The 25486-nt window shown below is 42.2% G+C and carries 12 protein-coding genes; all 12 read right to left on the reverse strand.

Annotation, left to right across the window (positions count from 1 at the left end):
• Window positions 1-174 precede the first annotated feature (174 nt).
• The 12 genes from ACVC7S_RS05950 to ACVC7S_RS06005 all read right to left on the reverse strand — a co-directional run bounded on the left by ACVC7S_RS05950 (window position 175) and on the right by ACVC7S_RS06005 (window position 25401).
• Window positions 175-6621: a ZmpA/ZmpB/ZmpC family metallo-endopeptidase gene (locus tag ACVC7S_RS05950; RefSeq protein ID WP_447266524.1), complete on the reverse strand. Its 6447-nt coding sequence runs from the start codon at window positions 6619-6621 to the stop codon at window positions 175-177.
• 229 nt (window positions 6622-6850) lie between these two features.
• Window positions 6851-15163 carry a ZmpA/ZmpB/ZmpC family metallo-endopeptidase gene (locus ACVC7S_RS05955; protein ID WP_447266525.1) on the reverse strand — a complete coding sequence of 2771 codons (8313 nt, stop codon included), beginning with the start codon at window positions 15161-15163 and terminating at the stop codon, window positions 6851-6853.
• Window positions 15164-15457: 294 nt separating this feature from the next.
• The gene (gene ileS, locus ACVC7S_RS05960) at window positions 15458-18250 is read right to left on the reverse strand and encodes an isoleucine--tRNA ligase (RefSeq protein WP_447266526.1); all 2793 of its coding nucleotides are present in this window, start codon (window positions 18248-18250) and stop codon (window positions 15458-15460) included.
• Window positions 18251-18500: 250 nt separating this feature from the next.
• Entirely contained in the window at window positions 18501-19295 is a 795-nt protein-coding gene (locus tag ACVC7S_RS05965; RefSeq protein ID WP_096406333.1) for a DivIVA domain-containing protein, read from the reverse strand.
• A 16-nt stretch (window positions 19296-19311) separates the two neighbouring features.
• The gene (locus ACVC7S_RS05970) at window positions 19312-19566 is read right to left on the reverse strand and encodes a DivIVA domain-containing protein (RefSeq protein WP_447266527.1); all 255 of its coding nucleotides are present in this window, start codon (window positions 19564-19566) and stop codon (window positions 19312-19314) included.
• Between the two features lie 8 nt (window positions 19567-19574).
• A complete protein-coding gene (locus tag ACVC7S_RS05975) occupies window positions 19575-20366 on the reverse strand; it encodes a YlmH family RNA-binding protein (protein ID WP_447266528.1) in 792 nt (263 codons plus the stop codon).
• Window positions 20363-20623: a YggT family protein gene (locus ACVC7S_RS05980; protein WP_000576501.1), complete on the reverse strand. Its 261-nt coding sequence runs from the start codon at window positions 20621-20623 to the stop codon at window positions 20363-20365. Before ACVC7S_RS05980 ends, ACVC7S_RS05975 begins: the two co-directional genes overlap by 4 nt.
• The gene (locus ACVC7S_RS05985; protein ID WP_000053351.1) at window positions 20623-21153 is read right to left on the reverse strand and encodes a cell division protein SepF; all 531 of its coding nucleotides are present in this window, start codon (window positions 21151-21153) and stop codon (window positions 20623-20625) included. The genes ACVC7S_RS05980 and ACVC7S_RS05985 overlap by 1 nt, the downstream gene beginning before the upstream one ends.
• 9 nt (window positions 21154-21162) lie before the next feature.
• Complete coding sequence (locus tag ACVC7S_RS05990) at window positions 21163-21834, reverse strand: YggS family pyridoxal phosphate-dependent enzyme (RefSeq protein WP_447266529.1); 672 nt, start codon at window positions 21832-21834, stop codon at window positions 21163-21165.
• Between the two features lie 3 nt (window positions 21835-21837).
• A complete protein-coding gene (ftsZ, locus tag ACVC7S_RS05995; RefSeq protein WP_000144251.1) occupies window positions 21838-23094 on the reverse strand; it encodes a cell division protein FtsZ in 1257 nt (418 codons plus the stop codon).
• Window positions 23095-23110: 16 nt separating this feature from the next.
• Window positions 23111-24481, reverse strand: a complete 1371-nt coding sequence (ftsA, locus tag ACVC7S_RS06000; RefSeq protein WP_447266530.1) for a cell division protein FtsA — start codon at window positions 24479-24481, stop codon at window positions 23111-23113.
• A 215-nt stretch (window positions 24482-24696) separates the two neighbouring features.
• Window positions 24697-25401, reverse strand: a complete 705-nt coding sequence (locus ACVC7S_RS06005) for a YwaF family protein (RefSeq protein ID WP_447266531.1) — start codon at window positions 25399-25401, stop codon at window positions 24697-24699.
• Between the last annotated feature and the right edge of the window lie 85 nt (window positions 25402-25486).

Genomic DNA, 25486 nt, shown 5'->3' on the forward strand with positions numbered 1-25486 from the left:
GAGGATACTAGATGATGAATGATTTCAAATTTCTATCCAGACATTTAGACTAAGAAATAGGTCATGTATCAATTTGTTTGTAAGTTCATTCGTCTTCTCCACTAAGCAAGCAATTCCATAGAAAAAAGAAGATCACTTGGATCTTCTTTTTTCGTATCTATCTTTGTAAGAAGCTTATTTTTCAAAGATTGACTGTCTGAAGTCATCTGTGGCACGTAGATAAGCATTAAAAATACGATACTTGAGTTGGGCGACACTGCTCTTAGAGCTGTCTGATAAGGCCCGATCGATGTTCTTAGCTGAAGCATCCGCTAGTACTGCTAAGTACATATAATCTTGTAATTCCTCATAAGAAGAAATCGTAATTTGTCGTTTGCTATCTAGTTTTCCTGCTTCAAACTCAATGGTGATAGGGCGAAGGAAGTTTTGAGCCTTGTTGTATCGCTCATTCAACATAGCTTTCTTCAAATCCTTCCATGATTCATACTGGCTACCATAGAGATTTTTGAAAACCAGATCATCTCCAACTACACCGACATCTCCTCTGTTCCAGATTGAGTAGGTCTTATTACCTTCTTTAAGCGCTTGGCCAGCGTATTGGCCAGATACATATGGGACAAATCCTTGCTGGTAACCCTTGTCTCCGAGCAATTCATAGGCTCTACGGCGGAACATAAGTCCCCCAGGTGCACCAGTTGGATTGTCCAGAGCTGCATAGAAGGAAGCAAACATATTGATGACATAGTAGCCATTTCGTCCAAAGCTAGCTGTATCCCAACCATCGCGACGACCAATGATATTATGATCAACAAGGTCTTCAACGGATTTTAGTTTAGCTGCTTCTTCGGCTGTTATTGGTACAATGCGATCATCAGCATGTGCTTTCTTACCATAAGACGTATTCTCAAATTTATAATTTTCAGCCTTACGGTACCATTTCATTTTCTGCTGATCAGTTAGGACACCAGTAACAATATCCCCTTCTACATAATCCAGAAGGTTCAGTACGTCAAAAACTCCATGCATGTAGTCGCGAAGAGCATCTGCTGAGGAGAATCGGGCAACAGGATCATAGGTATGATAACGTGTGGTCGAATCTTTATCTCCTTGATAGAAGCTATTAAGTACGAGACCTTTTTCGCTAACATTGGTTACAGACTCTAACATCCCTGTAGCAAAACTCTCAGGTCCTTCACCCTCACGACGACCATGTCCTTCAAAATAGATAGAACCATCCGAGTTGTGGGTCATTTCATGGGTATAGACCATGGTTCCAGAAGCTCCCAGCATCTGGTCATAGACGTAGAAGACTTCATAACCATTGGCAAAGGCCCCTAGTCCATTGTCTCCGTGATACTTCCCAGCAGGGCCAAAGAAATTGTACATAGCAACAGAGGTCTTATCATTACGCGGAGCCCAATATTGCTGGCCTTTATCATTATAACGCAAGAAACCGTCTGTAACGATCACCCGTCTGAATAGAGTGTCTTTCCTGTTTGGACTTAGAATGTTGTACCACATGTCATAGTGGTTTCGTTGCCATTCAGCTGATTGATCCACAAGTTTTTCAACGTGTCGATGAAGTTCCTCGCCTGAGAGAACTCTGCCACCTTCTTTCCTGTAGCTTCCAAAGCTACCAAAGGCAATGGTCGACATATTGCTGATGATATAGACATCTCTTTCAGGTAAGGTCAGAAGTTGGAGGACCATTTGCTTGAAGCCCCAATCTCCCTGAGTCAGTCTGTCGTAGACCTTGATTGTATACTTACTCTTACGATCCGCATTGTCCTGCTTAGCCTGAATTTCTGGCAGACTTGAACGAGCTTCTACGATATAAGCCTTGGTATTTTCCTTAAACCACTCACTATTGGTTTTGTGTGGCAAGAAGAGTTCACGCAGACTTTCTAAGTATGTAAAGAGGTCTCCTTTGCCTTTTTCCTTGGCTAGAGATTGTCGGTAGGCATTGAAGTTGTTTTGTGCTCGAAGATTGCCCATGCCAGAGTTACCGAGAGCAATGATGGTATCGAGTGTCGAAGCTGCTTGATTGCCGAAGAAATCAAACTTATAGGCATTAAGGTCCTTGGTATTGAAAGTTCCATAGTTGACATTGTACCAACGATTGAGATAGGTCAGACCAAGCATGAAGGCCTCTTTGTTCTGCAGAATCTTTTGGCTAATCATATCCGCTACCGCAGGACCTAGAGTGTTAATCGACTTGTCAACTGAAAGTACCTTGAGGAGCTCCTGACCTAGTTCAGCCTTGGTTTGTTCAAAGGCTTTTTCTAGATAAAGATCATCTAAGGAAGCTGTTTCACCAATTCCAAGGACCTTTCGAACTGCAGTTGAGTCATAGGTCACAGCTTTGAGTTCTTCCAAGACACTCGCTTTAATGGACTGGTAGTCCGATAGGAAGGCCTCTGGTGTATAGAGCAAATTCTTATCAGCGATGCTATATTCAGCAATCTGACCATTGGCAAAATCTCCCTTGTAGGTCAAATCAAGATAAGCAATGGTCTTATCTGCATAATGCAGCATCAGTCTATTGATTTCACCCTTATGGCTATTGACATCCGTTATCAGTGTCCCATCTTTCATCGGAACCACATCTAACAAGGCTACTTTGTTGAGTTTATCGTCTTCAGCTAATTGGTTGGCTGTATGAACGATGAAGTCTTTGTTGTAGAATGGTAATAGTTTTTCTACATTTTCGTAGGCTAGCTTTCTGGACTCTTGGGCTCCCCTCACTCGACTATAGTCTGTCTGATGCTGGTAAGCTAGCTGCAATGGCTCTTGGTCCGTCAAGTTTGAAGTGATTCCAAAGGACTGACGTTTGGCTTGTCCATCTACCTCTGAAATAGTACGGACAAAACGCTCATCTTTTCGATTTGCTGTAGTCCCTTCAAGAACATAAGAGTCCCAAACAGAAGCCTCAGGATAGGGATCTCCTGTCATGGCATGACCATTTTGAACCTTGACACTGGTCAAGACATTTCGGACCTGTCCATTGTTCCAAGTAGACCCGATTGCTCCACCGACTTGGCCAGAATGACCTCCATTTTGGATAGAACCAGACACATAAGAAGTTTCTAATCTAGCTCCATTCTGCAAGCGACCAATCAAGCCACCAACACGCTGGTCTCCATTTCGACCCGTTACTTGGATAGATACATCTGCTTGACTCTTCTGCGCCAGTGATTGGTTGCCGTGGAAATTACCGACTAGGCCACCAATATTGTACTCCTGCCCTCCATCTTGGGTGCTGGTGATAGCCCCTTTAAAGGCAACATTGGTTAGTTTTGTATTTTGGGCAACTCCTACTAGTCCACCGATATGCTTGTTACCAGATAGACTACCACTTACAGAAACATCCGTAATCGTTGCGTTCTGAGCGTTGCTAGCCAAGGCCCCTATAGAGTCCTTACCTGAAACTGCAGCCGATTTCAAGGTCAGTTGCTGGATAGTGGCATTTTTCAAGGTTGCAAAGAGTGGTTTTGCTAAATTGTAGATAGCATAATCTTTGCCATCTACTCGACTCGTTAAGCTACCTGAAAATTCTTCTGGAACATAGCTTGTCGTAGACTGTTCCAACTCAATCTCATCTGCTGAAACATCCGCTCCTAATGTGAAGTTTCCAGTCGGGTTTGACTTCATGGCCTCTATGAGCGTTTTGAAGGACGTATAGACTCCTTCTTGACTAAGAGGGGTTTTCGGAAGATCAAAGGAGTAATCTGAACGATAATGATCCCCTTCTCCCTCAACAAGCTGATTAGCTGATACTGTTACGGAGTAGGCATTGCCCTTATCTGTAATCTTAGAAACGGGCATGAGCATATCCTTGAACTTGTCTGACTGAATTCGGACATAGTAATTGTTCAAATCAGACGGCACTTCTGACAAGGATAGGTAACGTCGGTAGTGACTGCCATCTTTACCGTACAGTTCGATGCGGTCGATGTCTTTGATTTCAACCTTCTTATAATCTAGCTGAACTGGACGTTGATCCTCTATACTAGTTTGTTCCCCTTGACCTAGGTCATATTTCATGACGGTTTTGAGGGTATAAGGAGTATAGTAATCCAAGTCATCAAGTGTCAATTTTTGAGCGAGATCCACAAGGTCAACTTCCTTGATCAACGTTTCGCCCTTGTAAAGCTGCACTTTGGCTGATTGATAGCTAGCTGTAGCATCCGTCAAGTGATAGCTAAGAGAAACTTGGCGTTTATCTTCTTCCTTCTCGACACGGACTAGAGAGAGGGTTGGTTTTCTCTTGACTCCATCCAGAGCTTGACGAGCCGCCGCGAGATCTGTCCGAACTTGATCAACCAAGGCTTGATTGGCGAAAGGATTGTCCAAAACGAGCTTGGCCTGATCTAGAGCACGACGATAACGGAGTTTGACTTGTTCATCAGCATACTGGTAAGCAACTGTAGACTGAGTCACATCCTTCATCTCAAATTCAACTCCGAGAGTTTTCTTATCAACAGGTTGGCCGTCTAGATTATTCTTAGCAGTTTCAAGGGCCTTTTTCAAGGAATCAACCTGTTCTTGACTAGCGTGAGATGTCTCAAAGATAGCTTGGGCATTTGCAACTGCCTGTTTATAAGACTCTTGATCTGCAGCGGTATCATTGAAATACTGATGCGTTTTCTGGATGCTGTCGGCCTCTTCCACTAATTGGTGTAAGGGTTCGAGGTCGAGTGTTCCTTTTTCTGGCTCTACAGGAGCATGATCCGCATTTGTAGAGATTGGTTTTGTACCAACTTTGATGATCTGAGGAACTGCTTCTTTTGTGACAGTATTAGAAATTTCCTCCGTATTTTCAACTTTTCCATCTACCAAATACTGACGGGTGACGATTGTTCGCACACCGTCTTGACCAGCTTGGCTAACTTCCCTTTGCCCCAAAGGCAAGTCTGCACTTTCCACTTCCTTGGTTGGATAGGGTTCTGCCAACGTTGTGGTAACATCCTTTTCTTCGACCTCTAGGCTTGGAACTTCGTGTACTGGAGCGTCTGTTGGTTTATCACTAACTAGGCCTGTTCCGACTGTTACGATTTCCGAAACTGCTGGAGTTGTCACTTCGTTAGAGATTTCCTGACTTCTCTCTACTTTGCCATCTACACTGTACTGACGGGTGACGATCGTACGCACTCCATCTTGACCAGCTTGGGTTACCTTTGTCTGGCCAACTGGCAAACTATCACTCTCAACCCGTTCCCGAGTGTAGGGTTCGGCCACTGTTGTGGTAACGTCCTTTTCTTCAACGTTTAAGCTTGGAACTTCATTTACAGGAGCGTCTGTTGGTTTCTCGCTAACAGGACCTGTTCCAACTGTTACGATCTCTGATACTGCTGGAGTTGTCACTTCGTTAGAGATTTCCTGACTTCTCTCTACTTTGCCATCTACCATGTACTGACGGGTGACAATCGTACGCACACCATCTTGACCAGCTTGGGTTACCTTGGTCTGGCCAACTGGCAAACTATCACTCTCAACCCGTTCCCGAGTGTAGGGTTCTGCTATCGTTGTGGTAACATCTTTTTCTTCAACGTTTAAGCTTGGAACTTCATTTATTGGAGCGTTTGTTGGTTTTTCACTAACGGACTCCCCTGTGTTTGGTTTTGTAGGAGAAAGGACCTTGCTTCCGACTTTTCTAATCTCAGAAGTAGGCTCAGTCGTTACCTGATTGGAAACCTCCTCTGTATGGATCACCTGACCATTTAAAATGTAGCTGCGGATCACAATGGTACGACTACCATTTTTCCCTGCCTGAATCACCTCAGTTTGACCTTGTGGCAAATCAGCTGCCTCGACTTCCTCCACTTGGAAAGGAATGCTATCGGTGCGACTCGTTTCTTTACTCTCAACCTTTAACTCTGGTTGTTCAAATACAGGAGCATCACTTGGTTTCTGAGCACGATACTCTTCCTGCGCTTGACTTCCGTTTGAAGTTTGAACTGGAGTATCAATAGGAGCCGAATGATTCAACTCTTTCTTGCCATCAACTGGAGATTTTACTGCTTTTTGAGATTTCAAATAGCCTACATATTGGTAGCCTTCAATCGTAAGTGGGGATTGCAATGTTTCCCCGACCTGTACAGTCAATTCCTGATTGTAGTCAGCGAGCATTTGATTTGTCAAAGCCAAAGACGTTGGCGCGATTAGCTGACTTCCTAGACTAGTTAAGAGCATAAATGAAGCGAGTTTCTTGCGATCATCTCTGCCCAGTTTAATTGCTACGACCAGTAGCACTATGCCTGCCCCTGCTGCAATTGAGCTAATGAGTTGACTATGACCAGTTGCAGGCAACTGTCTCGTCGGACGATAAATCAAATAGTATGTATCATCTGTTTCCTCAGCAAACTGTGGCAATTCTTTGACTACCAACTGCTTCTCTTGGTCCGTGAGTTCACTCTCTGTCACGTACTTATAGTGAATCTGTTTTGTGACGGATGGCGTCTGTTCACTAGCTGCTACATTTGCAAGAGAACCTCCTCCACTAAAAAGGTAGAAAACCCCTACCAAAGCAGAAACTAAACCAACCGAAACTTTTCTCAATGAAAAACGTTGGTGCTTTTCTCCTAAATAACTTCTTTTCATTCCTAATCTTTCCTTCATCATGATTTCAATCCCCTCTATTCTACCGAAATTTACTAGATTATTCAATTTATTTGCTATAAATAATTGTAGCAAAACAATACTAATCCTTTTAGCGCATTTGCGCTTTAAAAATCCTTATCTTACCAGGTCTTGAATTCGCAAATAATATCATGGAGAATCACAGAAAAAATTCCTAGGTAGCCTTAAACCTAGGAATTTTTCAAATTTTGATTGAACAGAATTATTTTCCTTATTTCTTGAAAATGGACTGTCTGAAATCGTCTGTCTCACGAAGATAAGCGTTGTAAATCTTCTTCTTGAGCAAGTTAACCCAGCTAGCTTCGACACGGCTAGTAGCATTGGTAATGTTGCGTACATCCTCTGCCACGGCTGCGTCCATCAACTGCTGCATCTCTGCATAAGAACGAATGGTTACTTTCTTGGTACTGTTTGGATTTTTAAGCTCGTACTCAATGGTAATTGGCTTCAGCTTGGTTAGCTGATCAATTCGCTCCTTGTACATGGCCTTCTTGAAGGCTGCCCAAGAGGTGTATTCACCTTTAAATACATTTTCCAAGACTTTCTGGTCGGTCACGAGACCGACATCTCTTCCAGACCATCCGTCCCACGTTTTCTTCCCTTCATCGAAGGCTTCCTGAGAGTACTGACCAGAAACATAAGGGACAAATCCGTCATGATAGCCCTTGGCTGCCAGTAATTCATAGGCTGTGCGACGGAACATAACGTCACCAGGTGCTCCATTTGGATTGCTCAAGGCTGAGTAAATTGGTGAGAAGAGGCTGAGACTGAGGTAGCCATTTCGACCATATTTCCCACTTTCCTTATTCTCCCGACGAGTGATTACATCATTTTCAATCAGGGAATCAAAGGTCTTCAGCTGCTTGATTTCCTCAGCTGTAAAGCTTCGCGTCTGGTTACCTGCGTGGGTCTCCTTACCATACTTATCTGTAATATAGTAATTCTCCATCTTCCTGAACCACTGTAACTTGGCAGCATCGCTCTGCTTCAGCATAGAGGTACCTTCTAGGTAATCTAGGGTGTAGATCATGTCAAACATACCATGAACATAGTGTTGCAGGTCTGCTTCATTTTGAACACGTTCCTTGAAATTATAGGTATGCATACGTGTCTTAGAATCCTTATCCACCTTGAAGAGAGTATTGAGCGTAATGGTTGGTTCATCTGCGCTCGGTGAAGACTGCAAGAGTCCGCGAGCATAGAGTTCCGCACCCAAGCCCTCACGACGACCATAACCTTCAAAGTAAATAGCACCGTCAGAGTTATGGGTCATTTCATGGGTGTAGACAGAGTTTCCATAGTCTTCCAACAATTTAGCAGCATCAAAGTGAGTTACACTACCCGTAGCATAGGCATTATAGCCCTTGCTTGGATACCACTTGCCAGCTGGTCCAAAGAATTCCTGCATAGCCTGTGATTTTTTGTCATTAGCTGGAGCCCAATATCTTTGACCATTCTTGTCAACCAATGAGAATCCATCATAAACCAGAACCGAACGGAAGAGCTTGTCCTTGCTTTCTGGACTGAGAATCTTATACCAGAAATCATAGTGGTCGCGCTGGTATTCAGCTGTTTTTCTCACTCTGTCTTCAACATATTCAATTAGTTCTGCGTCTGTTCGCACTCTGTTATTGGCATCCAGGCGGTAACGATCATAAGCTCCCATAGAGAGGGTAGACAGATTAGAGATAGCATAGACACCTTTCTCCGTCATGGTCAAGAGTGGTAGGAGCATGCCCTTGTGTTCCCAATTATCTGCAGTAATCTTGTCATAAACACCGACAGAGTACTTGCTCTTGCCCTCGGCTGCGTCCTGAAGCTGTCTCGCTTCTGCTACATCGGACTTAGCCTCAACGATGTAGGCTTTTGTATTGGTTTTGAGCCATTCATTATTGGTCTTGTATGGTAGGAAGAGCTGACGGTAGCCTTCAAGGTAATTGAAGAGTCCTCGCTTGCCAGTTGCTTCAGAGAGCGAATTATCATACGCTGTATAGTTGTTCTTAGCCTTGAGGTTCTCAAGTCCTGATTTCCCTAAAGCAATGATTGTATCAAGAACCGAAACGTCATTCTTACCATAGAAATCCATCTTGTAAGCCGACAGGTCTTTGACATTAAAGTTGTCATAGTTGATATTGTACCAACGGTTAAGGTAAGTCAGCCCCAATAGGAAAGCTTCTTTATCAGCAAGAATCTTCTTAACAAGATAGTCCTTAACTACTTCACCTTCAGTATTGATAGCCTTATCCATAGCCAGCACTTTGCGAAGCTCACCTGATAGCTTGCTTTTCACTTGCGTAAATGCAGTGTCTAAGTATAATTCATCCAAAGAAGTATCTGCTGCTACTCCAAGAGCTGTTCGCATAGCTGGCGAATCAAGAACGACTTTGTTTAGCTCTGGCAAGACTTGATTTAGAATACTAGTATAATCTGATACAAAGGCTTCTGGAGTATAAAGAAGGTCTAACCCCTTGATACTATACTCAGCAATGCCTCGATTTACGAAATCTCCCTGATAAGATATTTCTAGGTAGTCAATGGTATTGTCCATGTAGTGCAGCATCAAACGATTGATTGCTGTTTTATTGCCATGGATATCAGTGATAACCTGGTCACCCCTCATTGGAACAACATCCAGTAGGTACTCCTTGTTCAACTTATGCTCTTTCGGAATCTTGTTAGCAAACGAAACAATGGTTTCTTTATTGTAGAAAGGAAGCAGTTTCTCCATATTTGCATAAGAATATCCGCGGTCAAATTGAGCATTGTTTACTTGACCATAGTCGACAAAACGCATATTTAGATTCGTGTCATCTAGGCTAGTTGTGATGTCCATAGCAGTCAGTTTTTCTTCCATTTCTTCTTGAGTAATGGTAGAAGTAACAAACTGATCGTTTTTCAAGGTTTCACTTTTGGCAACTTTATATGCTTGTGTAATGCGGTCGTTCTTGTATCCCTGATCCCCAGAAATACTGTAAACATTTGTACCGCTAACATTACTGATAACATTATCAACTAAACCATTAAAGTAGTTCGAGCCGATCACTCCACCGATTTGACCGTTAGTGGTTGAATTATATAATTTTCCTGTCACATAAGATTTGGTGATTCGAGCATTGTTTTCTAGACGTCCAACCAAACCACCAATACGTTGTTCATTTGATCGCGCACCGCTAATAATCGTTACATCTGCTTTACTTTGGCTAAGAAGAGATTCTCCTCCTTTAAGGCTCGCAACCAAACCACCTACGTTATAAGCTTTGATGTGTTGATTGTTAGATAGGATGGTACCCGTAAAGGAACTATTGGTAATCTTCGTATTGGTTCCATTAACTACAAGACCCGCTACGTTAGAAGCGTTGCCTACTACCGATACTCTCCCCTGAACAGAAACATCTGTAATTTGCGCATTTTCCGCATTGCGTGCCAGCGCAGCTGAGTCATAGGTCCCCACGATATTCACATCTTTAAAGTCAATATTTGAAATGGTAGACCCACTCTTGAGGTTTTCAAATAAAGGCTTGACTAGATTGTAAATGGCATATTGCTTACCATTATGACTACCTGTCAGACTACCTGTGAAGTTCCCTTTGAGGTAGACATAATCCGCAGGAGCTAGGTTGACCTCGCTCGCATCCAAATCAGCTCCCAGAACATAATTTCCTGCCATATTTCGCTTCATAGCGTCTACCAATCCAGCAAAGCTGGTGTAGACATTTTGCTGACTTGGGACTGCCTTACTGATGTAGAAGTCGTGCCCAGACTTGTAACCCGTCTCACTTTCTTGGACGAGTTCAGGAAGCGTTACATTAACCTTATAGACTGCCTTGCCATCTTTCTCTGCTTCAGAAATGCTGTGAACTGGTAGGAGAATTTCCTTGGATTCGCTTGATTTGATCTTGACGAAGTAGGTAGACAGATCCGTAGGCATAGAACTCATCGATACAAAGCGCTTATATTGGTCGTTTTCTTTATGATAAAACTCAACAGAATCAATATCACGGAAGGCAATCTTCTTGTATTCTAACTCAAAGTTACGACTGTCTGTTTCAAACTCAGTAAAGCTGCCATTATCCAGTTCATAAGTCAACTTAGTTTTCAAAGTATAACCTGTATAGTAGTCTAGGTCGCCAATTTTCAAGCTACCAGCAAAGTTAGTAATCGGAAGAGTGCGAACCAGCTGATCTCCCTGGTACAATTCTGCAGTCGCTGAACGGAAGGATTTGGTCTGGTCTTCCAATCTATATTGGACCGTAACCGACTTATCATCGGCATTCTCAGTCAGACTTAGAATCGAAACTGTCGGCTTGACTTTAGGTATTCCATTCAGCGCTTCTTTGGTTGCTGTCAGGCTAGCAAGAACTTGATTGACTTGCACTTGTGTAGCAGTCTGATTGTTCAAAACTCCCTCTGCCTTGGTCAATTCGTCAGTATAAGCTGTCTGCTTTTCTGAATCCGCATTCTTATATTTAACCGAAGTTTTAACTCTTGGATTTAAATCGTACTCAGTCTGAAGAGCAGTTTTGACAACCTCAAGACCACTTAATTGAGCCTTGGCTTGATTGATTTGTTCCACCAATTGGTTGACTTCTGCTTGGCTGGCTTGGGATTGACTCAGAATCGCTTGACCTGCCGTCAAAGCAGCATCATAGTTAGCTTGATGACTCTGACTATCGTTGAAATAACGGGCCTGAGCTTTAATCTGATCCGCTTCTGCTAAGAGATTATGCAGTGAAATTAAGTCGAACTCTTCTAAAGCGTCTGCTTTCGGTGGATCGTTCGGTACCATGGTTGGCTTAGCCGTTCCAACTTTGACCACTTGCGTTACGGGAGCTAGAGTTTCCTCGTTGGACAACTCTTGGCGATCAACCTCTTGACCGTTAGAACTGTAGACGCGAGTCTTGATCGTGCGCTCTCCCTCAACACCTGGTGTTGCGATCTGGCGCGCATCTTGGACTAATTCATCCGTTTCTTCTTCACGAATGTTAAAGTTAATTTTTTCAACGCGTGTTTCATCGGTATAAGTCAACGGATACTCTGGCAGTGCGTCTGCTTTTGGTGCATCATTTGGTACCATAGTTGGTTTAGCCGTGCCGACTTTGACGATTTGTGTTACAGGAGCCAAGGTTTCTTCATTCGAAAGTTCTTGACGGTCAACAACTTGACCATTGGAACTGTAAACACGAGTCTTGATCGTGCGCTCTCCCTCAACACCTGGTGTTGTGATTTGACGAGCATCTCGAACAAGATCATCGGTTTCTTCCTCACGGGTGGTGAAGTTAATTTTCTCAACGCGCGTTTCGTCAGTATACGTCAACGGATATTCTGGCAGAGCATCGGCTTTCGGTGCTTCATTTGGCACCATGCTTGGTTTAGCCGTGCCGACTTTGACGATTTGTGTTACTGGAGCCAAGGTTTCTTCATTCGAAAGTTCTTGACGGTCAATTTCCTGGCCATTAGAACTGTAGACGCGAGTCTTAATCGTGCGCTCTCCCTCAACACCTGGTGTTGCGATCTGGCGGGCATCTTGAACCAATTCATCCGTAGTTTGCTCTTCAATGTTGAAGGCTATTTTCTCTACACGAATTTCGTCGATGTAAGTCAACGGATACTCTGGCAGTGCGTCTACTTTCGGTGGATCGTTCGGTACCATGTTTGGCTTAGCTGTTCCGACTTTGACAATTTGCGTTACGGGAGCTAGAGTTTCCTCATTGGATAATTCTTGGCGGTCAACCTCTTGACCGTTAGAACTGTAAATGCGAGTCTTAATCGTGCGCTCACCTTGAACTCCCGGAGTTGCAATCTGGCGGGCATCTTGGACCAATTCATCCGTAGTTTGCTCTTCAATGTTGAAGGCTATTTTCTCTACACGAATTTCGTCGGTATAAGTCAACGGATACTCTGGCAGAGCCTCTGCTTTCGGTGGATCGTTCGGTACCATAGTCGGTTTAGACGTGCCGACCTTGACGATTTGTGTGACAGGAGCCAAGGTTTCTTCATTCGAAAGCTCTTGGCGGTCAATTTCCTGGCCATTAGAACTGTAGACGCGAGTCTTGATCGTGCGCTCTCCCTCAACACCTGGTGTTGTGATTTGACGAGCATCTTGGACCAATTCATCCGTAGTTTGTTCTTCAATGTTGAAGGCTATTTTCTCTACACGAGTTTCGTCGCTATAAGTCAACGGATACTCTGGCAGAGCCTCTGCTTTCGGTGCATCACTTGGTACCATATTTGGTTTAGCTGTGCCGACCTTGACGATTTGTGTGACAGGAGCCAGAGTTTCCTCGTTAGACAACTCTTGGCGGTCAACCTCTTGACCGTTAGAACTGTAGACGCGAGTCTTAATCGTGCGCTCTCCCTCAATACCTGGTGTTGTGATTTGACGAGCATCTTGGACCAATTCATCCGTAGTTTGTTCTTCAATGTCGAAGGCTATTTTCTCTACACGAGTTTCGTCGCTGTAAGTCAACGGATACTCTGGCAGAGCCTCTGCTTTCGGTGGATCGTTCGGTACCATAGTTGGTTTAGACGTGCCGACCTTGACGATTTGTGTGACAGGAGCCAAGGTTTCTTCATTCGAAAGTTCTTGACGGTCAATTTCCTGGCCATTAGAACTGTAGACACGAGTCTTGATAGTTCGTTCACCTAGGACTCCTGGAGTTGTGATTTGACGAGCATTACGAACCAATTCATCCGTTTCTTCTTCACGAATTGTGAAGTTAATCTTCTCAACGCGAAGTTCGTCAGTGTAAGTTAGCGGATATTCTGGCAGAACGTCTGCTTTCGGCGCATCGTTTGGTACCATGCTTGGTTTAGCTGTTCCGACTTTGACAATTTGCGTTACTGGAGCTAGAGTTTCCTCGTTAGACAACTCTTGACGGTCAACCTCTTGACCATTGGAACTGTAGACACGAGTCTTGATGGTCCGCTCACCTTGAACACCCGGAGTGGCGATTTGACGACTTCCTTCTGGAATCTCATCTGTATATTGCTCGTCAATAGAAAAATCAATCTTTTCTATTCTAACCTCATCATTTGTAGTCAATTCCAACTCAGAAGTCTCATGAATAGGAGCTGTATCAGGAGTTGTACCATATTCCGTCAATTCTGGAATCTCTTGAACTGGAGTTGTCTCGGGACTGGTGCCATACTCTGCCAATTCCGGAACTTCATGAACAGGCGCTGTTTCTGGAGTTGTGCCATATTCCGTCAATTCTGAAATTTCATGAACTGGCGCTGTTTCAGAACTGGTGCCATACTCTACCAATTCTGGAACCTCATGAACTGGAGCAGTTTCAGGACTAGTTCCATATTCTGCCAATTCTGGAGCTTCGTGAACTGGGGATGTCTCAGGATTTGTACCATATTCTGCCAATTCTGGAACTTCATGAACTGGCGCTGTTTCTGGAGTTGTGCCATATTCTGACAATTTCGGAACTTCGTGAACTGGAGTTTCTTTTGGTATCAAGTTAGTTGGAGCTGTTCCAACTAAAATAATTTCAGAAACAGGTTCAAGCGTCACTTGATCAGAAATCATTTCGCTTTTTACGATTTCTTGATTCTCACGATAATGACGAATTACAACTGTTCTTTGGCCTCGAACACCTGATTGTATGACTTTTGATTGACCTTGAGCCAATTCATCGGAATACTGGTATTGGGTCTGATAAGGGAGATCTTGAACCGACTTTTGTTCACTAATTTTTAATTCTGGCAATTCATGAACTGCTCCAAGGCGAGCGAGTTCTCTCTCCTTAGTAGCGATAGCTTCTCTATCTTGCTCTGTCAGACCGTCTTCCTTATCCGAAACAATCTCTTTTGTATTCGAATTTGTTTCACTCGGTTTAAGTTCACTTCCCTTCTCTTTCTCCAAATCAAGTGTCGGATTTTCCTTCAGAGCAGAATGAGCTAAATGACTATCATTTTGTTCTTCATTCTTTAAGTAACCGATATAGTCGTAACCATCAATTTTCAATGGCGCTGGAAGTGCATCTCCAAGACCCAAGTTAAGACTTTGATTATATGCCGCAAGTTCGATATTCGTCACTGCTAAGACTGTTGGAGATAGCAGTATAGATCCCATTCCAGTTACCAACAAGATCGAAGATAAATACCTCTTCCCCTTCCTGCCTCTAACTACTACAAGCACTAGTAATGCAAGACCCATCGCTGTAAAAGTTGATTCCCAAAGGCCGGAGTGACTTGTCTTAGGCAATACTCCAGATGAATCCCCTTGAGTAGTCGGACGATAAACTAAGTAATAAGTCTCTGAAGCATCCTCAACATGCTTTGGAATCTCCCTGATCAAGGCACTCTTCTCTGCCTCCGTCAATTCAGACTCCACTACGTAGTGGTATTTGACCTGAGCAGACTGCTGACTTTGAATTTCTGCCGCCTTCACAGAAGTCAAACCCCCAGCTATTTGCCCATTCAAAAAGAAGCTTCCAATAGTAGCCGAAACGAGCCCAACGGACAACTTCCGGAAAGAAAAGCGCTGTCGTTTTTCTCCATAAAACTGATGTTTCATTCTCAAAATTTCCTCTTCAATATATTATTCAATCCTTTCTATTCTACCTAATTTCACTTGATTATTCAAATTATTTGTCGCGATTTTTAGAAGCAACACATGCTTTTGAAAAGTACCAAAATACGACCTCTCTTTTTAAAAACATCTCAAAAAATCAACTTAAAACTCTTCCTAAAAATGTTAGTTTTCCCTCCTTTGTCCTAAACTTTTTCCAGCAAAAAAGAGAGAAATGACTTCCTCTCTTTTTCCTTTTCATCTCATCTTAAACTATGAGAAGACATATTTCTAATCTGATTATTTGGCTTCAAATCCTTCTGCGGCAGCGTCTGCAAAGTTTTCTTCTACGATGCTTGCACAGTGGTCACAGATGACTGCATGGTAGCTACGATCTGCAGTAGTTGGATCGATACGACGGCAGCGGTCACATACTTCACCTGTAGCGCGTTCAACTGTGAAAGCTACATCCTCAAAGCTAACTGCACTCTCTGGAGCTACACCTTCTGCGATGGTCAATTCAGACACGATTAGAAGTTGAGCTACATTGCTGTTTACTGCTCCTAGAAGAGTTTTCACCACTTCATTTGGATAAACTGTCAAGTGGGCTTCGAGTGATTTACCGATTACTTTGGCATTACGTGCTTCTTCCAAGGCTTTTTGGGCTTGTCCACGGAAGTCCATGAAAGCTGCCCAGGTATCCAAGATTTCTTCTTGGTTAGCAAAGGTTTGAGCTTCTGGTAATTCTGACAATTGAACGAAGTCTTCAGCTTCAAACTCAAGATAGGACCAGATTTCCTCTGCTGTGTGAGGAAGGATTGGTGTCAAGAGTTTGGTGATTTTAACAAGAATGTCATAGAAGACAGTCTGCATTTGACGGCGTTCGAGTGATTTGGCACCTTCGATGTAGACAACATCTTTGGCAAAATCAAGGTAGAAGGCCGACAAGTCAACGTTGATAAAGTTCACCAAGGCCTTGTAGATGGTTAAGAATTCAAAGTTAGCATAAGCATCACGAATGGTCTTGACAAGCTGGTTAAAGCGGATGGTCATGTACTTATCAACCGAACGAAGCTCATCGTAAGCCACTGCGTCTTGAGCTGGGTTAAAGTCAGATGTATTGGCAATCAAGAAGCGAAGGGTGTTACGAATCTTACGGTAAGTTTCAGATACTTGGCTCAAGATATCCATAGAGATACGTACGTCGTTGCTTGAGTCCACACTTGTTACCCAGAGACGCAAGATTTCCGCACCAAATTGTTTTTCAACATCGCTTGGAGCAATGGTATTCCCAAGGGATTTAGACATCTTCTCACCTTTACCATCAAGGGCAAAACCTTGTGACAAGATTTGTTTGTATGGCGCTACGCCATGGTTGGCAACAGATGTGATAAGTGATGAGTTAAACCAACCACGGTATTGGTCAGAGCCTTCTAGGTAGAGGTCTGCTGGATATTTGAGTTCTGGACGGTTGACCACTACTCCATTCCATGATGAACCTGAGTCAAACCATACATCCATGATGTCTGTTTCTTTCTTGAACTCGCCATTTGGTGAACCTGGATGCGTAAATCCTTCTGGCAAGAGATCTTTGGCATCTCGTTCCCACCAGATGATAGAACCATGTTCCTCAAAGAGTTGAGCCACGTGTTCAATCGTTTCAGCTGTCATGATTGGTGTGCCATCTTCTGCGTAGAAGATTGGAAGAGGAACTCCCCAAGCACGTTGACGAGAGATGACCCAGTCACCACGGTCACGAATCATGTTGTAAAGACGGACTTTACCCCATTCTGAGTGGAACTTGACTTTTTCAATTTCGTCCAAGATTTCTTGGCGGAATTTTGAAACTGAGGCAAACCATTGTGGCACTGCACGCCAGATGATTGGTTTCTTGGTACGCCAGTCAAATGGGTATGAGTGAGAGATTTCTTCTTGGGCAAGAAGAAGATTACCAAGTTTCTCGATAACCGTTGGTACCACCTTGTCGTAGAATTGACCTTCGAACTCAGGACCAGCATTTGCCATCATAATACCGCGTTCGTTAACTGTTACAGCAACTTCAAGACCGTTGGCAACACCGACATTGTAGTCATCCTCACCAAAACCTGGAGCTGTGTGGACGATACCTGTACCAGAGTCAGTCGTAACGTGGTCACCAAGGATTACCAGTTCATCTACTGCTGTATCCCATGGGTGGACTGTCACAATGTGATTCAATTCTTGCCCACGGTAAGTCGCCAAAACTTGAACATCAGCCCACCCAAATTTCTCAGACAAACTGTTCAACAATTCTGAAGCAACCACAAACTTACGAGATTCACCAGCAGGTTGTACGACTACGTAATCAATATCTGCACCAACAGTCAACCCACGAGAAGCAGTGATGGTAAATGGAGTTGTTGTCCAAACAACGATGTAAGTATCAGTATCTAGGACACCTTTTCCGTCTTTGACACGGTTGGCATAGTAAAGAGAAGTTGAAACTAAGTCATGGTATTCAATTTCCGCTTCTGCAAGGGCTGACTCAGATGACCATGACCAATAAACTGGCTTGGCACCACGGTAGATATAGCCTTTCTTGGCCATTTCACCAAAGACACGGATTTGAGCTGCTTCATAGTCAGGAGTCAAGGTTACATAAGGATTTTCCCAGTCACCAGAAACACCCAAACGTTTAAAGTCTTCCCGTTGTTTATCTACTTGGGAAAGAGCGTAGTCACGGCAAAGTTTCAAGTACTCAACCAAGTCCATTTCTTTGCGTTTGACACCTTGTTTCGCCAAAACTTGCTCGATTGGCAAACCATGAGTGTCCCAACCTGGGATATAAGGTGCATAAAAACCTGACATAGACTTAGAACGAACAATGATATCTTTGGAAATCTTGTTCATAGCGTGTCCTACGTGGATATTTCCGTTTGCATACGGAGGACCATCATGTAAGGTGAAATGCGGTTTTCCTTGGTTCAATTCTTGACGACGTTGGTAAAGTTTTGCTTCTTCCCATTCTTTTTGCCAAACTGGCTCTTTGGTTGGAAGACCAGCACGCATTGGAAAGTCTGTTTTTCCAAGATTAAGGGTATCTTTGAGTTTCATTATATCTCCTTTATTATATAGACAAATTAAAAACCACGACTCGCAAAAAGGACGAAAATCGTGGTACCACCTTTGTTCGAAAAAAGACTGTGTCTCTTTTCCTCTTTTCCCGTAACGTGGGGAACGTCCAGTCTTACTGCTTTCAGACTGGATTGCTTGAGAGGATAATCTAACCACTAGAGATTGCAGGACTCTCACCATCTCCCGCTCGCTGAAAATATAGTTGGTTCGATCTTGTTCTCACATTTTCTTATAGGATAAGAACAGATTCTTTGTTTGCATCTTCCTCAGTTGCTGCAGTAGCTTCTACTTCAACTGACTCTTCATGCTGGACAAGTTCTTCTGTATGTTGATTTTGTTGGGCTTCGAATTCAGCCAATTCTTTATTGCCAGCCTCGATACGAGCTTGCAACTCTGCTACCTCTTCTGGAGTGAATTGACGAGTCATATCAATTGGTTCTTCCTCTGGTTGTAAAGATACGGATTCACCAAGAACTTCACCAACCACCTCTTTAAAGGCTTCATCACTTGTTTGAAGGTAAGTAGCTGTTGGACGAAGAATATCTTCCCAATCAGATGATTCAACAATAGCTAACTGACTTTCAATCGTTGATTTAAGACGCTGATGGAATACACGGCTCTTGTTCTTCAATTCTTCAGTTTCAACAGCAACTTTCTTAGCATTATCTGTTGCCTGACGAAGAATTTCGTTTGCCTTGTATTTCGCTTCTTCGAGCAAACGCTGAGCGTCTTGTTCAGCTTGTTGAATAATATTGTTTGAACGTTCTTGAGCAGCTTGTTTGACACGCTCAGCAGTATCCTGGGCAATCAAAACTGATTGGCTCAAGGAATCCTTCATTTCATCAAAGTAAGACAAACGTTCTTCCAAATTCTTGATGCGTGTTTCTTTTTCGTGATTGCTACGAACCAAGTCTTCATAATCACGAACAACGATATCAAGAAACTCGTCTACTTCTTCTGGGTCAAAACCTCTAAATCTTGTACCAAAGGTTTTATCTTTAATTTCTAACGATGTAATTGGCATACTTTTCCTCACTTACTTAATAAAAAATAGAATCATTAATTGCTTCTGGTTCTTGCTCGCTTGTTACTGTTCTCTTAGGAATATCATTCGTATAATAGGAAAGATGCTCTTCTAGTTTTTTGATATAGAGTTCAGTTTCATCTTTGTATCGAATCATCTCCTCTAATTCAAAGTAAATCTTATCTAGAAAGAGGTCAACTTCTTCCTGATTGTAGCCTCTGAATGTTCTTGAGAAAGCTTTATTACTTATTTCTTGTGGTGTAATCGACATATTTTTTCTCACTTGCTTAAAAGTAGCCGGACTGTTAGTTTTTTCTTATCCTTTTTGGTCTGACCATTGTCTTTGACAACTTTCAAACGACCAAACTTTCTCACACTGATCAAATCTCCAACTGCGACCTGGTAATCAGTTTTTTCAACCACATGATAATTTACCTGGACAGATTTTTTCTCAATCAGTTGACTAGTTTGATTTCTAGATAATTTCAAGGCACTTGATAAGAGGGCATCCAATCGAAAACTCGAAACTAAAATTTCTCGTTCTCTATAGTCAATTTTAGATATAATCCTATCGGTAAAAGGACGTTCCTCCAGCGATACAGGAAGTCTGCCAATTTTTCTTATTCCATCTTGAAAAAGAGGAATAAAATCACGATTGACAAAAATCTGTGCTCTCTTTTCATCTACCAAGATATCACCAAATAATTTACGGTCAATTCCTAGCTGATTGATGATTGTTCCCAATATTTTTCCATGACTCAGTTGTTCAAACTTACTCGGATAGCAAATTTCTAACAGGGTCATTTCAAAATCTGATATCTCCGGTTCAAAGTAATCTGGATAAAGAAGAACACGAACCGACTCAGTCGGAAAAAAATCACCGCTACTTTGACAACCCAGTCCATATGTCTCAGCTAGCACCCTCAAAATCTGTTCCTGATGAGGATTGATAAAAGGGCTAAGCACCGGTGCATGGGTATCTTCCACCCGCTTGATCCACTCCAATCCTTTATCAATAAAGGGAATATCTTCATGGGAAAAGTGCTGATAAATGGCTCTATTTGCTATCATAGTAATAGGACTAGTCGTGTTAAGAGATTTCCAACAAACTGGATTAGAATAAGCGCAGCCCAAACAGTAAAATCAAGCCCCGCAAATTGCAAATTGAGCTTACGAAGAGGCTCGATAACTGGACGAGCAAGTCTGATAACTAAGCGACCTAGTTGACTTTCATAAGCATTTGGAAACCATGAAAGAAGAGCAAATGCAACGAGAATGATGGAGTAAATGCTAACCGCATTTTGGATTAAACGGATTAAAAAAATCATTATTTTGCTCTATTTCGTTTAATATCAAAACCAAACTCAGCGCTTTGTGATTCATCTGGAAGTTTGATATCTTCAATATTCACAATGACATTAACAGGAGTCAATAGATACATTGTGCTCGCAACTTTTTTCATATTTCCAGCCAAGACATGACGAGCTCCATCCAAGTAATCAAGGCAACGACGGGCTTGTACTTCTGTCATATATTGGAAATCGATCAAGATACTTTCATTTCCAGCCAACAAATCTACAATTTCAGTTGCATCTTCATATTTTCTTGGATAGCGAACGTCGATTGTCACTTTCTCATCAGAACGATGGCTTTGCATTGCCAATTCTTGTTGACGAGCATGTAAGCGAGTAATGTTTGCATCTTTTGCTGGTCCTGACTGAGCAGGTGCTGGTAATTCCTTAGAAGTTGAGACGGCCGGACGAACTGTTTCTTCTTGTTGAGGCTGGTAGTTAGTTGTTTCCTCTCCATCTTCTGTGAAATAATCTATAAATTTATCGAATTTATCTTTTAAAGACATAGCTCTCTCCTATTTAAAAAATGCTGTACCGATTCGAACAAAGGTTGAGCCGAACTGAATGGCTTCTTTGAAATCACGACTCATTCCCATGCTGAGTTCTGTCATCGGCATATTAGGGATTTGTTTTTCTCTAATTTCTGCCTGCAGAGCTTGTGTTTCTTTGAAAATTTCTTTCAATTTCTCACTATCTGCCTCAAAAGGAGCCATGGTCATTAAACCAACATACTCAATCTGATCTAACTTAGCCAATTCTGGCAAAAGTTCTAGCAATTCTTCTTTTGAAAACCCATGCTTGCTTTCTTCCCCAGAAATATTGACCTGCAAGAAACACTTGATAACCTGGTCTCTTCTCTTTTGAATTTCCTGAGCCAATTTTAGGGAGTCTAAAGCATGAAAGTAATCCACATATGGGATTACTTCTTTTACTTTCCGTCTTTGTAGTGTTCCTATTAAATGCCAAGTGACTGGATAATCTTTCAAGGCCTGATATTTTTCTAAGAATTTATCAACTCGATTTTCACCTATATGACGGACACCAAGCGGAAGCAAGGCTTCCGCTGTTTGTATGTCTACATATTTTGTCACTGCAATAACTGAAACATCATCTAAAGCACGGTTTGCTTCTAGACTAGCATCAGCAATCTGCTGAAATACTAATTCAGTATTTTTTTTCAAATTCATTGATTAACGATTTTTGAAGAATGGTGGTGTATCCAACTCATCTTCATCCTGTGAAACTGGTGTCTCAAAACGTTCTACTGGAGAAACTACTGAATCTGTTTGGCGGACAATAGACTCACGACGCAAGTCCCAGTCTCCAAAAGCAGAAGCTTGGTTTGTTTCAAAGCGACGTGGACTTGATTTAGGCAATTCTGCTGTTTCTTCCAAATCGAATTGACGGTCAAAAGTATGAGACTGTGGAGTTTTAGCTGATGGGCGACCTGTTGTGTATGGCGCATGAGAACCAACTACTTTTTCCACTCGATCTTGACGAACACCTGTAGCCACAACGGTCACACGGATTTCATCTTTCATGCTTTCGTCAATTGATGTTCCAAGCCAGATGTTCACTCCTTGACCAGCTGCTTGGTTGACGATTTCTGAAGCTTCTTCTGCTTCAATCAAAGTCAAGTCAAGACCACCCGTAACGTTAACGATGACATCTTCAGCACCGTCAATAGTTGTTTCAAGAAGTGGTGAGTAAATCGCTTTACGAGCCGCTTCGACGACACGCTCTTCACCACTACCAATACCGATACCCATAAGGGCATTTCCTTTATTTGCCATAACAGTTTTCACGTCGGCAAAGTCAAGGTTAATCAATCCTGGGTTCGTGATCAAGTCTGTAATTCCCTGAACACCTTGGCGAAGAACGTTATCTGCTTCACTAAGTGCTTCAAGAAGTGGTGTTTTCTTGTCAACAATCTCTAGCAAGTTGTTGTTTGAGATAATCAACAAAGTATCAACATGCTCGCGAAGTTCGTTGATTCCTTCTACAGCGTACTGACCACGTTTGCTTCCTTCAAATCCGAAAGGACGAGTCACCACACCGACTGTAAGGGCTCCAAGATCTTTAGCAATACGTGCGATCACTGGGGCAGCACCTGTTCCAGATCCTCCACCCATACCAGCAGTAATGAAGACCATGTCTGCACCGCTGATTGCTTCCGTCAGAGCTTCTTCGCTTTCTTCTGCAGCCTTACGTCCAACTTCTGGACGACCTCCAGCACCCAAACCACGAGTCAATTTTGGACCAAGTTGGATAACTGTTTCTGCTTTCGTACTGCTAAGAGCTTGTACATCAGTGTTGGCTGCGATAAATTCTACACCAGCAACACCTTCGTCAACCATGCGATTGATGGCATTACCACCACCGCCACCGACACCAATTACTTTAATAATTGCGCCTTGAGCTGCTGCTGTATCAAATGAAAATGTCATAATTTCTTATCCTCTTTTATTCATCAAACATGCTTCCGATCAAACCACGGAAACGTTCTGTTAGCTTCGGTTTACTTTGAGAACTTGCTTGGAATTCTTCCTTAGGAGCAACTGGAGCTTCCGTCACAGTTTCAGCTGGAGCTGCTTGTGCTGGACTTGGTTGCGCTACTGGATTCAAACGTTGATTTGGAATGCCAAAGTTGATTGGTTTTTGACGAAGGAATTCATCTCCTTTAACCGCTTTTTGAGCAAGAAGATTGACTTCAGTCAATTTACCAGCAAACTCAGACAAACTAATCACATGAGCAAATGCAGGGTTGCGAATTCCAACTTGGTTTGGTACGTGAAGTTTTACGCGAACACCAAATACTTCTTGGGCCAATTCAACAATTCCTGGCAAAATTGCATTTCCACCGATAAGGACGATACCACCTGGCAAATCTAACAAGTGTCTTCTTTCAAGCTCTTGTTTGATTTGGTCAAAGATATGTTTGATGCGTGCTGAAATAATTTCTGCTAAGTAGCTTTCTGTCACTTCAACAGGCTCTACTTCACCAATTACTTCAACTTGGAAAGTTTCGTTACTTGCTAGTGGAACATAAGCTTCACCATAGTTCAGTTTCAAACTTTCAGCAATTTTTTGAGATGTTTTTAAGACTTTAGAAATGTCTTTTGTAACGTAATCTCCACCTTCTTGGTAGATGTTGGTGAATTGCAATTCCTGGTTACGGATAGTCGCTACAGTAGTTTGACCTCCACCCATATCGATGACAGTCGCACCAAATTCACGTTCACCTTCATTGAGAACTGAGTTTACGATTGCCAATGGTGAGATAATCACATTATCAACATGGATACCTACACGCTCCACTGTCTTGCGGAGATTGTGTAGAATTGTACGAGGTCCTGTGTAAAGCAGACCACGCATTTCCAAACGGACACCCATCATACCACGAGGGTCACGAATACCTTGAAATCCATCCACGATGAATTCTTCAGGAATAAAGGTAATCACTTCACGATCAGGAGTCATGCTCTTTGTCAAAGCTGATTTGACAACATTCTCAACATCCTGGTCTGTGATTTCTTTGGTATCTGAAGTAACAGGAATCATTCCTTGTGTTGGTTCGACCTGCAAGAGGTTTGCTGGAAGTCCAACGTTAACAGACTTAATAGAAATACCAGCTTTCTCTTCTGCCTGTGTGATTGCTGATTTGATCGCTGAAGCAGCTGCTTCAATATCAACAATAATTCCGTCTTTGACACCTTTACTTTTGGCGTTACTTACACCAATTACGTTTACTTCGCCATCTCTATGCTCAGCTACTAGCACTTTAATTGAGCTAGTTCCGATATCTAAGCCTGTAAAAAAACCATCTCTAGTCATTACATCGCATCCTCTCTGTCTTCCAAGTTTCTCACTTCTATTTAATAACTATACTTGGGCATAGCTATTCACAGAATATTATAACACAAAAAATCCGATTGTGCTCAGATTTTGATAAATTTCCTAGTCATTTTTCGCTTTTTATTTCTATTTTTTTATCTTAACAGCCTAACTTAAAAAAAGTATCGTTTTTTACAAAAAAAGAAAGCTTATATTTAAGCTTTCTTCACAAGTATTTTTTCTGCTTTCTGCTCTAAAAAAACTTCCAATACTTTCTTAGTCAAACTAATAGCTGTAGCTAACACCAGCGACACAATCAGGTAATTGGCCACTAAGCCATGATCACCAACCAATGGTGGCTTTGTCAAGAAACCATAATCTCCTCCAGTCACTAAATTAACCACAAAAATCAAAGCATTTAGTGAGAAGGTTAATAAAACAATCCTCTTAACATCCAATAATCGAGAATCATAGTGTCTAAATAAATAAACCAAAGAATTTCCTAGAAGAGCTAGGTGACCAAAAATGAAAGATAGGATGGCTATGTGTGGAAAAGGATAGGCATCTGGTACTGGATAAACAAAAGCGGCTAGCGTTCCAAAGATTCCAAGTAGAGAAAAATATTGCTTGTACATTGACTTACCAGGAAGTAATAGCACTACAAACATCGCCATACGACAATGATAAAATGGTAAACTTTCTGACAGAGGCATGTGATTTCCCCAGTACCAACTGTAGAGAAGGATCAACTGGACAGCTTGCAGAATTTGGAAAAAACGTTGATAGCCTTTTTTATCGTAATAGCGATAAGAAGCGTAGAAGGTCAAAGCTAATAACGTAAATAAACTTACATACCAGACAAGATCAAATTGGGGTGGTTCTGTCGCTTGCGTCATAAAGAAAATATCCCATAAATTCATTTAATATTCCTCATTATTTCAAAATCTTCTCACATATTATACCATGTCAATCAAAAAAAATGAATTCAGAAATACGATAATAATC

The sequence above is a fragment of the Streptococcus sp. Z556 genome (genome assembly GCF_053010225.1).